Source organism: Mesorhizobium sp. WSM4833 (genome assembly GCF_055811095.1).
Genome location: NZ_JBVVQG010000028.1, coordinates 20,778 through 34,502 on the forward strand (window position 1 = coordinate 20,778; position 13,725 = coordinate 34,502).

At 64.6% G+C, this 13,725-nt stretch carries 15 protein-coding genes; 8 read left to right on the forward strand and 7 right to left on the reverse strand.

The features are described from left to right. Positions 1 to 49: 49 nt before the first annotated feature. The 4 genes from AC0L2D_RS31070 to mntR form a co-directional block, all read right to left on the reverse strand. A complete protein-coding gene (locus tag AC0L2D_RS31070; protein WP_027162079.1) occupies positions 50 to 1,315 on the reverse strand; it encodes a TCR/Tet family MFS transporter in 1,266 nt (421 codons plus the stop codon). Positions 1,316 to 1,471: 156 nt separating this feature from the next. After that, positions 1,472 to 2,392, reverse strand: coding sequence for a KPN_02809 family neutral zinc metallopeptidase (gene ypfJ, locus AC0L2D_RS31075; protein WP_027162080.1), 921 nt, complete (start codon positions 2,390 to 2,392; stop codon positions 1,472 to 1,474). A gap of 199 nt (positions 2,393 to 2,591) precedes the next feature. Then, the gene (locus AC0L2D_RS31080) at positions 2,592 to 2,780 is read right to left on the reverse strand and encodes a hypothetical protein (RefSeq protein ID WP_013530122.1); all 189 of its coding nucleotides are present in this window, start codon (positions 2,778 to 2,780) and stop codon (positions 2,592 to 2,594) included. Positions 2,781 to 2,869: 89 nt separating this feature from the next. Then, positions 2,870 to 3,319 (reverse strand): manganese-binding transcriptional regulator MntR, encoded by a 450-nt coding sequence (gene mntR, locus AC0L2D_RS31085; protein ID WP_024504117.1) that lies wholly within the window; start codon positions 3,317 to 3,319, stop codon positions 2,870 to 2,872. A gap of 235 nt (positions 3,320 to 3,554) precedes the next feature. Here mntR and AC0L2D_RS31090 point away from each other — a divergent pair, with 235 nt between their 5' ends. The 3 genes from AC0L2D_RS31090 (at position 3,555) to AC0L2D_RS31100 (ending at position 6,608) form a co-directional block, all read left to right on the forward strand. Next, positions 3,555 to 4,919 (forward strand): Nramp family divalent metal transporter, encoded by a 1,365-nt coding sequence (locus AC0L2D_RS31090; protein ID WP_013530120.1) that lies wholly within the window; start codon positions 3,555 to 3,557, stop codon positions 4,917 to 4,919. An 87-nt stretch (positions 4,920 to 5,006) separates the two neighbouring features. Continuing rightward, entirely contained in the window at positions 5,007 to 5,855 is an 849-nt protein-coding gene (locus AC0L2D_RS31095; RefSeq protein ID WP_473543969.1) for a protein-L-isoaspartate O-methyltransferase family protein, read from the forward strand. 102 nt (positions 5,856 to 5,957) lie between these two features. Beyond that, entirely contained in the window at positions 5,958 to 6,608 is a 651-nt protein-coding gene (locus AC0L2D_RS31100) for a dihydrofolate reductase family protein (RefSeq protein ID WP_473543971.1), read from the forward strand. Positions 6,609 to 6,719: 111 nt separating this feature from the next. On the opposite strand, the gene AC0L2D_RS31105 is transcribed toward AC0L2D_RS31100, so the two are convergent. After that, entirely contained in the window at positions 6,720 to 7,589 is an 870-nt protein-coding gene (locus tag AC0L2D_RS31105; protein WP_082827478.1) for a LysR family transcriptional regulator, read from the reverse strand. A gap of 98 nt (positions 7,590 to 7,687) precedes the next feature. Here AC0L2D_RS31105 and AC0L2D_RS31110 point away from each other — a divergent pair, with 98 nt between their 5' ends. Next, entirely contained in the window at positions 7,688 to 8,287 is a 600-nt protein-coding gene (locus tag AC0L2D_RS31110) for a LysE family translocator (RefSeq protein WP_473543973.1), read from the forward strand. Positions 8,288 to 8,539: 252 nt separating this feature from the next. Here AC0L2D_RS31110 and AC0L2D_RS31115 read toward each other — a convergent pair whose 3' ends face one another. Then, positions 8,540 to 9,334 carry an SDR family NAD(P)-dependent oxidoreductase gene (locus AC0L2D_RS31115; protein WP_013530115.1) on the reverse strand — a complete coding sequence of 265 codons (795 nt, stop codon included), beginning with the start codon at positions 9,332 to 9,334 and terminating at the stop codon, positions 8,540 to 8,542. A gap of 210 nt (positions 9,335 to 9,544) precedes the next feature. On the opposite strand from AC0L2D_RS31115, the gene AC0L2D_RS31120 reads away from it, so the two are divergent. Further along, a complete protein-coding gene (locus AC0L2D_RS31120; RefSeq protein WP_473543975.1) occupies positions 9,545 to 10,003 on the forward strand; it encodes a MarR family winged helix-turn-helix transcriptional regulator in 459 nt (152 codons plus the stop codon). Between the two features lie 21 nt (positions 10,004 to 10,024). Here the strand turns inward: AC0L2D_RS31120 and AC0L2D_RS31125 are convergent, their stop codons facing one another. Then, positions 10,025 to 11,203, reverse strand: coding sequence for an MFS transporter (locus AC0L2D_RS31125; RefSeq protein ID WP_473543977.1), 1,179 nt, complete (start codon positions 11,201 to 11,203; stop codon positions 10,025 to 10,027). A gap of 208 nt (positions 11,204 to 11,411) precedes the next feature. On the opposite strand from AC0L2D_RS31125, the gene AC0L2D_RS31130 reads away from it, so the two are divergent. The 3 genes from AC0L2D_RS31130 (at position 11,412) to AC0L2D_RS31140 (ending at position 13,633) form a co-directional block, all read left to right on the forward strand. After that, positions 11,412 to 11,774 carry an ArsR/SmtB family transcription factor gene (locus AC0L2D_RS31130; protein WP_013530112.1) on the forward strand — a complete coding sequence of 121 codons (363 nt, stop codon included), beginning with the start codon at positions 11,412 to 11,414 and terminating at the stop codon, positions 11,772 to 11,774. Positions 11,775 to 11,842: 68 nt separating this feature from the next. After that, positions 11,843 to 12,607 carry a metallophosphoesterase family protein gene (locus AC0L2D_RS31135; RefSeq protein WP_473543979.1) on the forward strand — a complete coding sequence of 255 codons (765 nt, stop codon included), beginning with the start codon at positions 11,843 to 11,845 and terminating at the stop codon, positions 12,605 to 12,607. Positions 12,608 to 12,730: 123 nt separating this feature from the next. Then, a complete protein-coding gene (locus tag AC0L2D_RS31140) occupies positions 12,731 to 13,633 on the forward strand; it encodes an SH3 domain-containing protein (protein WP_027162087.1) in 903 nt (300 codons plus the stop codon). Positions 13,634 to 13,725: the final 92 nt, after the last annotated feature.

The window sequence follows — 13,725 nt, forward strand, 5'->3', positions numbered from 1 at the left end:
ATTGCCCTGCCGGGATGGCCCTCCCTGGTGAGCGCAATGCGGTTGTGACTCACACCTGTGCTCCATCCTCAGCGACATCGGTGGCGACATTCGTGCGCGCTGCCGGCCTCGCAACTTTCGTCACAAAGACGATGACCGCCAGCGTCAGGAAGCACGCTCCCAGCAGATAGGGCGCGCCGCCGAAGGTCACCGGCGCGCTTGGCCCGGTGAACCAGGAAAAGATCGCCGTGTAGAGCAGCGGCGTGATGATCGAGGTGATCGAGAAGATCGAGGTCATCGCGCCCTGCAGTTCGCCTTGCGCCGAAGGCGGCACCTTGGCGGCGGCGAGGCTCCTCAGCGGCGGGTCGGCCAGCGCTTCCAGGCAGCCGACGACGATCACCGCATAGATCATCCAGCCTTGCGACGCGAAGGCGTAGCCGAAGGCGCTGGCTGCCGTGAATGTCAGGCCGATGACCGCGGTCTTCCACTCGCCAAGCCTAGGGATGACGCGCGGCAGCACCGTCGCCATGACGATCGCGCCGCACAGGCCAAAGGCGCCGAGCGAGAAGCCGATCTGCTGCTCGCTCCAGCCATAGCGGTAGCTGGAGACGAACGACCAGACCGCCGGATACATCATATGCCCGAGCGTCATCAGGAAGAAGACAAGCCCGATCCAGCCGATGCCTTGATATTGGCGCATCTGCAGAAGCGTGCCGACAGGGTTGGCGCGTTTCCACTCGAAGCGGCGTCGGTGCTTGTCATCGAGCGTTTCCGGCAGGAAAAACAAAGCGATGAGGAAATTCACGAAGGCGAGCCCGGCGGCGAAATAGAACGGCACGCGCGGCCCGAACGTGCCGAGCAGCCCGCCCAGAACCGGCCCGATGACGAAGCCGACGCCAAATGCGATGCCGAGCAGGCCGAAATTCTTAGCCCGATTGTCATCGTTCGAGATGTCGGCGATGAAGGCCGATGTCGTCGAATAGCTGGCGCCCGAAATGCCGGCCAGCACGCGCCCGATGAACAGCATCGGGTAGGACCAGGCGACGGCGCAGATCAGATTGTCGATGGAGAAGGTCAGCACCGATGCGAGCAGGATCGGCCGCCGCCCGAACCGGTCGCTCAAGCCGCCCATGATCGGCGCGAAGAAGAACTGCATCGCCGCATAGACGAAGAACAGCCAGCCGCCTTCGATCGCTGCGCCGCTGATGCTGACCCCGGTCAATTCCCGGAGATAGGCCGGCAGCACCGGCATGATCATGCCGAAGCCGATAATGTCGAGCAGCAGCGTGGTGAAGACGAGCGCAAGGCCCCGTCTGGCGGTTTTGGGGTCGATCATGCAGGATCAAGCTCCTCTGCTCGCCCTCAGGCGCAGGCGGACGCACCTTATAGGCGAGCTCGCGGAAAGGAACAATGCAGGAACAGGCCGAATCTATTCATCCTGACACCACCTGACGGCAGCATCGCCGGCAGGTGAAGCTCGACAACGGTCTGGTCAGATCGGCCCACTCAGCGTGTTGCAATCCGACAGCTTGCCGCTCTTGTAACCACGCGCCAGCCAGGTCTGCCGCTGCTGCGAGGTGCCGTGGTTGAAGCTTTCCGGCACGACATAGCCCTGCATCTTCTTCTGCAGCGTGTCGTCGCCGATCTGCTTGGCGGCGTTCAGCGCGCTTTCGATGTCGCCCTGCTCCAATATGCCTTTCTGTCCGGTGTAGTGGGCCCACACACCGGCAAAGCAGTCGGCCTGAAGCTCGATTCGCACCGACATCTGGTTGGCCTCGACCTCGCCCATGCTCTGCCGCATCTGGTTGAACTTGGACATGATGCCGGTCAGGTTCTGCACATGATGGCCGATCTCATGCGCGATCACATAGGCGCGGGCAAATTCGCCCGAAGCGCCGAACTGCTGGTCGAGTTGCTGGAAGAAGGTCATGTCCAGATAGACCTTGTGGTCGCCGGGACAATAGAACGGTCCGGCCGCCGCGGAGGCAAAGCCGCAGGCCGAACGGACCTGGCCGGAAAACAGCACCAGCTTGGGATCCTCGTAGGTCAATCCCTGCGACTTGAAGATGCCGGTCCAGGTGTCCTCGGTCTCGGCCAGCACGGTCGCCACGAACTGCTTCATCTCGTCATTGGCGGGGGCGGTGCCGCTGTCCTGGCCGCTGTTGTCGGTGATCTGGCCGCCGCCGCCCGGCAGCAGGCCGCCGTCGCCGCCACCCAGGATCGTCGAAGGATCGAAGCCGAAATACCATCCGGCCAGCACCACCAGGATGACGAGGAAGATGCTGCCGCCGCCACCGGTACGGCCGCCGATCGGAATGCGGAACTGGCCACCGCCGCCGCCGAGTCCGCCACCGCCGCTGTCGCTGCGGTCGTCCTCGATATTGTCACTCTGACGACGGCCCTTCCAGAGCATGGCAACTCCTCGTGCAGCAAACCTCCCCGTTGCTCCGGGGCACCAGACAATTATCCCAATGGTTGCGCCAAGTCACAGCATTTTTCGATGGCCTTTTTGGCCACACGGGTTGCCTTGCGGCCAAGTTCGTTGTGGCGAGCGGCTCGGCGTGGCAATCGTCCCCGTGGCCTACAGCCGATCACGTAAGCCCGACAGAGAGCTAATCTTCCTGCTTGGCGCCGGCGCTCTTGCCGTCGGAGCTCTTCGAACGCTCCTCGAAACGCGCCGCGCCCTTTTTCAGCGGATGGCCGGTTTCGGCTTCGGTCTTGCGCTCATCCCTGGCCGCCGCCTGTTTCAGTCCCTCGGCTGCCTGCTTGCCCTTTGCCGCCGGCGTTTGTTCGATGCCCATCGTTTCCTCCCTTTCGCGCGCCAATCGCACGGATCTGGTGCAAACGTGTCTGGCGTGCGACGGTTCCGGCGACGCGGGAACTCTGGCGCTCAGCGCGCCGTCATCGCCTTGCGGAAGGCTTCCAGCGTCTCGGCGCTGACATGGTGCTCGATGCCCTCGGCATCGATGCGCGCTGTCTCCGCACTGACACCGAGCGAGCGCAAGAAAGCTTCCACCGTCTGGTGGCGGATGCGGCTTTCCTCCGCGACTTTGCGGCCGGCTTCGGTCAGGAACACGCCACGATAGGGTTTTCTCGACACCAGACCGTCGGCGCACAGCCTGGTCAGCATCTTGGCCACTGTCGGCTGCGCGACACCGAGCCGTGCGGCGATGTCGACCTGACGCGCCTCGTTGCCGTCTTCGATCAGGTCGGCGATCAGTTCGACATAATCCTCGACCAACGCACTGCGGCGCGCTTCGCGCTGCTGCCGGAAGCCCTCCGAATGAATTTCGGCGTCGAGCAGCGGCTCGCGCGGAACTGGTCTGTTCTTCAGCACCAATACGCGCTCCTCCCAGGACTATTTGCCATCCATGCTTTCATAGCACGGGCTCTGATTCTTCAGGCCGTTTATTTGCATTCCGCAACAGGTGCAACCGGGGCTTCCGATCGCCGTTTCACCCGATGGCCGCCAGCCGGATAAAAAGCAACGACAATGAAATATAGCATATTGCATAATGTTGAGCCATGGCATAGCTTAAGGCAACATCGTCCAGTCTCGCGGAAAGCCCTCCTTCATGTCCGAAGCCGAAGCCACAGCCTCCCGTTCCTCATGGCGGTTCGCCAGGCCCGACGAGGACGAGCAGCCCAGCCTGCGCGAAGTCAATTCCTCTATCGCCGTGCCGAACTCGGGCGTCTGGTTCCGTCGCCTGTTCGCCTTCATGGGTCCCGGCTACATGGTCTCGGTCGGCTATATGGACCCCGGCAACTGGGCGACCGACCTCGCCGGCGGCGCCCAGTTCGGTTACACGCTGCTGTTCATCATCATGCTGTCCAACCTGATGGCGATCCTTTTGCAGGCGCTGGCGGCACGGCTCGGCATCGCCACCGGCCGCGATCTCGCCCAAGCCTGCCGGGCCTATTATCCCCGGCCGGTGAACTTCGTGCTGTGGATCGCCTGCGAGCTGGCCATCATCGCCTGCGACCTGGCCGAAGTCATCGGCACCGCGATCGCATTGCAGCTTTTGTTCGGCATTCCGCTGATCGGCGGCGCCATGCTGACGGCGCTCGATGCCTTCCTCGTGCTGCTCCTGATGAACAAGGGGTTTCGCTATCTCGAAGCCTTCGTCATCGCGCTTTTGATCATCATCTTCAGCTGCTTCGCCATCCAGATCTTCGTCGCCGCCCCGCCGGCCGGTTCGATCCTGCATGCCATGTTCGTGCCGTCGTCGGAAATCGTCACCAATCCGGCGATGCTCTACATCGCCATCGGCATCATCGGCGCCACCGTCATGCCGCATAATCTCTATCTGCACTCCTCGATCGTGCAGACCCGCGCCTATGAACGCACCGACAAGGGCAAGCGCGACGCCATCAAATGGGCAACGACGGACTCGACCATCGCCCTGATGCTGGCTTTGTTCGTCAACGCCTCGATCCTGATCGTGTCCGCGGTCGCCTTTCACAACACCGGCCACCAGGACGTCGCAGAGATCGGCCAGGCCTTCGAGCTGCTGTCGCCGCTGCTCGGCCTCGGCATCGCCTCGATCCTGTTCGCGGTGGCGCTGCTGGCTTCCGGCCTGAACTCGACGGTGACGGCCACGCTCGCCGGCCAGATTGTTATGGAAGGCTTCCTGCGCCTGCGCATCCCCAACTGGGCACGCCGGCTGCTGACGCGCGGCCTCGCCATTATCCCGGTGGTGGTCGTCACCGCGCTCTATGGCGAAAAGGGCACCGGCCAGTTGCTGGTGTTCAGCCAGGTCATCCTGTCGATGCAACTGCCCTTCGCGGTCGTCCCGCTGGTGCAGTTCGTCTCCGACAAGAAGAAGATGGGCAATCTCGCCATTCCGCGCGGCGTCGCAGCCCTTGCCTGGGTGGTCGCCGCGATCATCCTGGTGCTCAACTTCAAGCTGCTCTACGACACCATGTTCGGGGTCGGCTGAGTTCCGCTTCGCCTGGAAACCGGCTGCCCTCTGCGCAGGGGGCAGCCTCGCGACAAATCGGCAATCCGCGCTATGTTTTCCGGCATCATGACCCGGATCGAAGACATCAGGAAATTCTACGCGCGGCTGCTGGCCGCCAATGCCGGCTCGCCCGACCCACGTCTGGAAGCGGCTTTCGCCGACGTGCCGCGCGAAGCGTTTCTCGGTCCCGGGCCGTGGACGGTCGTCGCCGGCAACGGCAAGGTCAGAACACCGAGCGCCGATCCGGCTCATATCTATCAGAACGTGCTGGTGGCGCTCGACGACGACAAGGGCATCAACAATGGCGAGCCATTCCTGCACGCCATGTGGATTGGAAAGCTTGAACCGAAACCCGGTGAGGCGGTTTGCCATATCGGCGCCGGCACCGGCTACTACACCGCCGTGCTGGCCCGGCTGGTTTCGCCAGGCGGCATCGTCACCGCTTTCGAACTCGACGAGAAGCTGGCCGATCTGGCGCGGCAAAATCTCGAAGCCTATGGCAATGCGACGGTGGTCCATGGCGATGCCGTGACGACGCCCCTGCCGCCATCCGACATCATCTATGTCAATGCCGGGGTCGCAGCGCCCCCGGCCGGATGGCTGAAGGCGCTGCGGCCAGGCGGCCGCATGATCTTTCCCTGGCGGCCGGCCGAGCGCGTCCCGCTGGCGGTGATGGTGACACGCACGCAAAAAGGCTTCGCCTGCGATCCGTTCATGCGGTCGTGGTTCATTCCCTGTGTCGGCGCCTCGGTCGCGGACCCCGCGGCGATGATCCCCACCGGCGAGCAGGCCGCGCGCAGCCGCTCGATCTGGCTGGCGCAGGACAGGGCGCCGGACGACACCGCCACCGCCATATCAGGCGATGTCTGGTTCTCGTCGGAAAATCTCCACACCGAGCCTCGCAAGCAACGGTGATTTTCCAAAATTTCGTCCTGTCCTGTCGGACCGGTGGCTCGTCGCCCGTCCTTGGGCTGAAGTCCGCCACGACGGCGTGGACCGAAGAACGGGAGCATTGGAATGAGAAAGATCATCTCTGCGACATTCATCAGCCTCGACGGCGTCATGCAGGCGCCCGGCGGCCCGCAAGAGGATCCGGTCGGCGGCTTCAAGTTCGGCGGCTGGACCTTCCATTACTTCGACGAGGCGGGGGGCGCGGCGATGGATGAACTGTTCTCCAAGCCTTTCGCCCTGCTTCTCGGCCGCAGGACCTACGATATCTTCGCCGCCTACTGGCCATATCAGAAAGATCCGATCGCGGATGCCTTCAACCCTGCGACCAAATATGTCGCGACGCATCGGCCCGACACCCTCACCTGGCAGAACACGCAATCGCTCGGGCCTGATATCGTTGCGGAGTTGCGCCGCCTCAAGCAGGAGGATGGACCCGACCTGCTCATCCAGGGATCGGGCAACCTGATCCAAACGCTGCTCGCCAACGGGCTGATCGACGAGATCCGGCTGATGGTCTTCCCGCTGTTGCTGGGTAACGGCAAGCGGCTGTTCGGCGACAGCGCGATCCCGGCCGCCTTCAAGCTCATTAAGTCGCAGGCAACCGGCACCGGCGTCATCATGGCGACCTACGAACGCGCGGGCGAGGTCAAGGTCGGGTCGTTTGTCACGGGAGAGCCGTCGGAAGCCGAGCTCGAGCGGCGGAAGAACTGGAAGTAGCAGGACCTGGGTTCCTCGCCCCACGATGAAAGATCGACCCCCACTCCGTCGAGCTTCGCTCGACACCTCTCCCCGATCGACGGGGGAGAGGAACCCAAGTTCTGAGAAGCTTCAAGCAGCGACTGGTCGCCGCGCCAGCCCTTCCCGTATATGCCGTGCGAATTCCTGCGCCGCGGGACCTACCCCATGCCTCGGCAGATGCAGGTTGATGGCAAAATTCGGCAGCGGCGGCAGGCCGGACTCCGATGGCAATATGTCGAGATCGGCTGGCACCGTGGAGGCCAGCCAGGTGGTGACGGCGAGGTCGGAGCGCACCGTCGCGGTCGTCGCGTCGATGTTGCCGTTCTCGAACACGGTGCGCCACTCCAGCCCATGCTCACCGAGCGCCGCCAGCACAGCCGGCCGGAAAGCGCAGGTGTCGGCGACGATCGACACCGGCAGCGGCCGCTTGGCGCGGGCAACGCCGCCCTTGGCACCGACCCAGACCAGCCGGTCAACGACGAGGCATTCGCCGGCCGACGGGCCGGCGCATTCCTCGATCACGGCAAGGTCGATGGTCCCGGCCGCAAGGGCAGCAGTCAATTCTGGCGACGAGGCGCAGACCAGCGATATCTCGACCTGCGGATAGGTCTCGGCATAGGTCTTCAGCACCGGCGCCAGCAAGGTGCCGACAAGGTCGTAGGGCACGCCGAGCCGCACCTGGCCGGCCACCGGGCTCCCAGCCATTTCGGCCCAGATCTCGTCATTCAAGGCCAGCAGCCGCTTGCCCCTGCCGAACAGCTGTTCACCGGCGCGCGTCAGCCGCAAGCCGCGCCGGTCGCGCTCGAAGAGGCTCGAGCCGAACGCCTCCTCCAGCCGTTTGACCTGCTGGCTGACAGCACCTTGCGTCAGGTGCAGTGCATTGGCCGCCGCTGTCATGCTGGCCTTGTCGGCGACGGTGGTAAAGGTGCGGATCAGCGCCATGTCGAGATTTCGGATCATGGTTGGCATTATGCTTGCTAATGTCAACCATAGCAAACATTGCATTTACTGAAGTTCGTGCGCAGCTACGATGGCAGCCCTCCCACCGAGGACGCCGCATGCTCGAGCCCATTTTCCCGCTCATCCTGTTTGCCATCGTCGCCACCACCACGCCCGGCATCGCCACGACCCTGTCGACGGCATCGGGCGCACAGTTCGGCTTTCGCCGTTCCGTACCCCTGCTGATCGGCAGCGCCGCCGGCCTCGCCACGGTGACGAGCGCCGCCGCCGCCGGGCTCGCCGGCCTGCTGCTCGCCGTGCCCTCGCTGCAACTGGCGATGAAGGTCACCGGCTCACTTTATCTCGTCTGGCTGGCGATCAAGATCGGCCGCAGCGGACCGCCTAATCTGGATGTGAACATGACCAGGCCGAACAGCTTTCTCGGCGGCGCCGGCATTCAATGGATGAACCCGAAGGGATGGGCGATGGGACTGGGCGCCGCGGCGTCGTTCGCGGCATTGGCCAGCGGACCGGTGCAGCTCGCGCTGCTGCTCGGCGCCACTTTCGGCCTCGCGGCCGCCGCCTCGCTGTCGCTGTGGTGCGTGGCCGGCATGGTGCTGGCGCGGCTGCTCAAGACCGAATGGCAATGGCGCGCGCTCAACGTCGTGTTGGCGCTGGTACTGGCCGCCTCGATCATTCCGATGTGGCGGTCGGTGTAAAGCGCTCAAGCCAAAACCCGCGCCAGCCCCCCACCCTGACCTTCGGTCCGACCTCCCCACAAGGGGGAGGTGGGGAGTCCAGCTTTTCGCACCCCACAAGACCATTGTCGCATGGGCGGACAAGCCGCGTCCCCAACCTTCCCCCTTATGGGGGTCCGAAGGACGGGCGAGACCCGTGGCTCGCCCCGGCAAGTCGCTGCGAAGCAGCGGGGTGGGGGTCCTGGTTCGCAAAGCGAACCAGCCTCTCAAACGTCAAACCCCGTAACGCGCCGCCGGCTTGTCGGCGTGCAGGCTGCCGTAGAAGGCTTGCCGGGCGCCGAGGAATGTGTCGAGCTTGGCCGCATCGGCAAGCGCGGGCACGGTGACCGCCTCGCCTTTGGCCAAGCCGACAAGTGCGGCATCGACCATGTCGTCGGCGGTCATGATGATCTCCTTCGGAACGTTTGCGATATCGGTGCCGGCAAGTTCCCAGAAATCGGTCCGGGTCGCGCCCGGCAGCACCACCTGCACCTTCACATTGGTGCCCTCGACCTCACGGTGCAGGGCTTCGGTGAAGTTGACCACATAAGCTTTGGTGCCGCTGTAGATGCCGCCGAAGGAGGTGTCGAAGGCGAGCACCGAGGCGATGTTGACGATGCCGCCGCGGTTGCGTGCCAAAAGCCCCGGCAGCACGGCGCGGGTTAGACGCGTCAAGGCGATGGTGTTGACCTTGATCATGCGCTCGGCCGCGTCGACATCGGCGGTGGCCACGACGGCCTGGCCGCCGATGCCGGCATTGTTGACCAGCAGTGTGATGCTCTCGTCGGCTGTTACAGCTTGCTCGACGCGGCGCACATCATCGTCGTTTGCAAGATCGGCGCTGATCACGCCGACCTTGCGGCTATAGGTCTGGCGCAGCTTCCCGGCCAGTTCCTCCAGCCGGTCGGCGCGCCGCGCCACCAGCACCAGATCGTAGCCCTGCCCCGCCAGCCGGTCGGCATAGACCGCGCCGATGCCCGACGAAGCACCGGTGACGACCGCCGTGCCCTTGTTGCCCTGTCCACTCATTGTCCTGTTCCTTCTTCAACTGATCTTGTTCGTTTCGAATGACCCCCGGCACCGTGGCATCTGCCGCGCTGCCGGAAAGCCGCTTGATCTGATTTAGTGGCATATACCACTAATCGTGAAGTAGGCATATGCCACTATCTTGTCAATGAGACGGGCGGGGATTATTTGAGGGGAGCAGCCGGGCCTCATTCGCCGGCGCCAGGGACCATCATGTCAAAGGACAGCCTGCCCGGCCTCACGCTCTGCAACAACGCCGCCCTGCGCCGCGCGGCGCGCAAGCTCGGCAAGTTTTATGATGATGTGGTGGAGCCGTCAGGCCTCAAGGCGACGCAGCAGGGCCTGCTTTACCAGATCCATATGGGCGATGAGCCGGCGATGGGCGCCATCGCCACGTCGCTGATCATGGACCTGTCGGCGCTCGGCCATACGCTGAAACCGCTGATCCGCGACGGCTATGTCGAGACCTTCGCCGACCCGGAGGACCGCCGCGTCAAGCGTGTACGACTGACGCCAAAGGGCCTGGACAAGATCGAGGAAGCGATGAAACTGTGGCAAATCGCCCAGCAGCGTTTCGAGGATATCGTCGGCAAGGACAAGGCCGAAGATTTGCGCGCGGCTCTGGATGAGATCGCCGCGCTGGATTTTGATCTGCCGCCGGCCACGCCCTAAGGCCAGCGTTTGCCAAAGACTCTACTCGGCAGGCATTTCTACAGGCCGAGCCGCCCAGCGGCCGGCGACCACGACGCCAAGCCCGACGATCGGGAAGATCGCGGCGACCAGGCCGAGATCGGCCGGCGCGCCGTAGCGCAGCACGGCACCACCGACCACGGCACCCAGCGCCACGCCGAGATAGAGCGCCGAGGCGTTGAGCGACAGCACGATCGGGGCGGCATCGGGCGCCAGCTTGATGATGCGGCTCGCCTGTGCCGGCGGGAACGCCCAGCCGACGATGCCCCACGGCACCATCATCGCCATCAGCGCCGGCCCGGCAATATGGTGCGGCAGGAAGGTCGGGATGACCGACAATAAGACCAGCATGCCGGCACTCAGCGCCAGCGACCAGCTGACGGTGCGGGTCGCACCGAACCGGTCGGCGGCCTGGCCGCCGCCAATGTTGCCGATGACGGCGCCGACGCCGAAGGCGAGCAGCATGCCGGGCAGCGCGATCTGGCTGAGACCGCCGCCCTCGATGGCAAGCGGCGCGACATAGGCAAAGACGGTGAAGGCGCCGATCAGCGCCAGCACTGTCGTCAACAGGATCGGCATCACGCCTGGACGCAGCGCTGCCGCCAGCCTGCGCTTCAAGGGCAGCCTGGTGCCAACGATGCCCTGCGGCAGCCGGTACCACAGGATCGCGCCTGCAAGCGCGCCAAGGCCGGCGATGGCAAAGAAGGTGCCGCGCCAGCCGGCAACGGTGGCAACGAGCGCGCCCAGCGGCGCACCGAGCGCAACGGCCACAGTGGTGCCGCCGACGACGACGGCGATGGCACGCGCCCGGTGATGATCATCGACCAGCGCCACCGCCGTGCCTTGCGCGGTTGCGGCGAACAGGCCCGACGACAGCGCCATGACGATGCGCGCGACCAGAAGCAGTTCGAAGGAGGAACTCAAGGCGGCGGCGATGTTGCCGATGACGAAGAACACCAGCGTCCACAGGATGACGCGGCGCCGGTCCCATTCGCCGGTCAGCGTCGCCAGGATCGGCGTGCCGACCGCATAGGCGAGCGCGAAGGCGGTGATCAGCGTGCCGGCCAGCGGAATGGAGATGCCGGCATCCGCCGCGATGTCGGGCAGAAGGCTGGAGATGACGAAGCCTTCGGTCGAGATCGTGAACGATCCGAGCGCGAGCCAGAAGAGGCGCTTGTCCATGGCGGGATGTCCTTAGTTCAAAAGTTATTGAACAATTGGACATAATGGGGCATCATGTCAATGAAGCCAGGGAAAAATAGCTGAACCTTCCTGACAGCCCTGTGTCAGCACAGGCCGGGCGGGGTTCGCGCGAGACGGAGAAAGGCCATGTGGAGCCAACAATGATGGATGCGTTGAAATCGGACCCGACTGTGCTTAGTTTCGAGCCATGACCTTGCCACACCCCAATACGGACCAGATCAGCCTGCCGATCGTGCTTGGCGTGCTCGGCGACCCGACGCGGCTTGCCATCGTGCGCTATCTCGCCAGCAAGCAGGGCGTGCCGCTGAACTGCAGCCAGTTCCTCGATTTCGGCTCGAAGACCAATCTGAGCTACCACCTCGCCAAATTGCGCGAGGCCGGCGTCACCCGCGCCGAGGTGGTCGGCACCAACCGCATGATCACACTGCGCCGGGCCGATCTCGACGCCCGCTTCCCCGGCCTGCTCGACAGCGTCATCGCCGCCGCCGGCGACGATCCCGCACTGCCGGCGGTTGGCGGCCACGATATCGAAGTGCACGCCCGACCCTGAAGGACTTGGGTTCTTCGCCCACGAACGTGGGGAAAAGGAAAAGCGGCGTCACACAGGAGCTTCCCGAAATGCGCATCGCCGTCCTCGCCGACATCCACGGCAATGTGCTGGCGCTCGACGCCGTGCTTGACGACCTGCGCCGGCGCGGCGGCGCCGACCTGACCGTCAATCTCGGCGACAGCGTTTCCGGCCCGCTATGGCCGCGCGAAACGATGGAACGGCTGCAGGCGCTGAACCTGCCGACGGTGCGCGGCAACCACGACCGCCGTGTTGCCGCCGACCCCGCTGATGACACCATGTGGCCCTCCGACGTCTATGCGCAGGAGCGGCTGACCGAGGCACAGCGCCAGGTGCTGTTCGCCCAGCCGTTGACGCTGGAGATCGCACCCGGAATCATCGCTTTCCACGCCCGTCCCGACCATGACGAGAAATATCTCACTGATACGATCGCCAATGGCCAGCTGGTGCGCGCGCCGCTGACGGCGATCCGTCGGCGGCTGAAGGCGCTCGACCCGGCTTGCCGCATCGCGCTGTGCGGCCACAGCCACCGCGCGGAACTGATCCGCGTCCCCGACGGTCCCGTCATCTTCAATCCGGGCAGCATCGGCTGCCCTGCCTATGACGATTCCACGCCGCCGGCGCATGTCTCCGAGCAGGGCTCGCCGCATGCGCGCTACGGCATTGTCACCCTGGGCAGCAACGGCCAGCCCGACGGCTTCGAGGCCATCGCCGTCGACTACGACCACGAGGCGGCCGCCAGGCAGGCCGAACAAGCGGGCCGGCCGGAATGGGCTCACGCGCTCAGAACCGGGTTCATGCCCCTGCCCGGCTGAAGGCTGGCGAAACGGCGGCCCGAATTTTCGGGCTTACATGGCGCCGCGTCGTCCCTTATAAAACCGGCCGGGCTTGCGGCGGGCTCGATCCGCCGCGGCACGGTATCAGCGCACGGCCAAACGATGAGGCGCACAGTTACGCTCCGAACAATCCTCCATGCGCTGATTGCTGCTCCGCTGCTGATGACGGCGTGGCCGGTGATTGCCCCCGCTATGGCTGAAGAGATGGCCCAAGAGGCGCCGGAGCTCGTCATCTCCGTCGTCACCGGCCTGGCGCCGGACGACCTTCTCAAGGTCCGCACCACCGCATCGCCGGTCGCCACGGTCGAGGCGCGGCTGAGCAGCGGCGACATGGTCACCAATCTCGGCTGCAACGACATCAACGGCTACAAATGGTGCAAGGTCGAAAGCACGGGCAAGGAGAAGCTGAGCGGCTGGGCACCGGCGCGCTATCTCATCCCCCTCAATCCGAACCCCTATGTCGAAGGTGAGCCAAGACCGGCCGGTGCGCCGGTGGTTGCCTCCACCGGCAGTGGGGCCGAGCAGGCCTCGGCACCGGACCAATCGCAGGCCATCGGCTCGGCCAACAGCCCTCAGGTCGCACCGCCCGACCTGACAGCCCGGCTTGGCGGCGCCAGCCCGGCAGCAGAAAGCACGCCGAAATCGCCTGAGGAAATCGGCCACGCCGCCATGCAGGATGCGTACCTACTGGCGCTGGCGGCGCCTGACGTCCCGCTTGATTCCGCTCCGACGCTGGCTTCTGGCCCCGAAATTCCTTGCGCCCGCTATGTCGGCCAGCCGATGGAGCGCTGCAAGGTCAGCGTGGTGCACAGCGCCGACAAAGCGAACATCACTGTGACCTGGCCCGATGGCGGCACGCGCATCATCTCCTTCCGTGCCGGCCAGCCGGCCGGTTCCGACGCGCCCGGCGACTTCCGCTTCACCAGGGAAGGCAGCCTCAACATGATCCGTGTCGGCGTCTCGGAGCGGTTTGAGATCACGGATCAGTTGGCGCTGGGGAATTAGAATTCAGGGGAGTAAGGGAGCAGGGAATAAGGGAGTGTGTTTGGAATTCTCTCGAACCCACCCTATTCCCCTATTCCCCTATTCCCCTATTC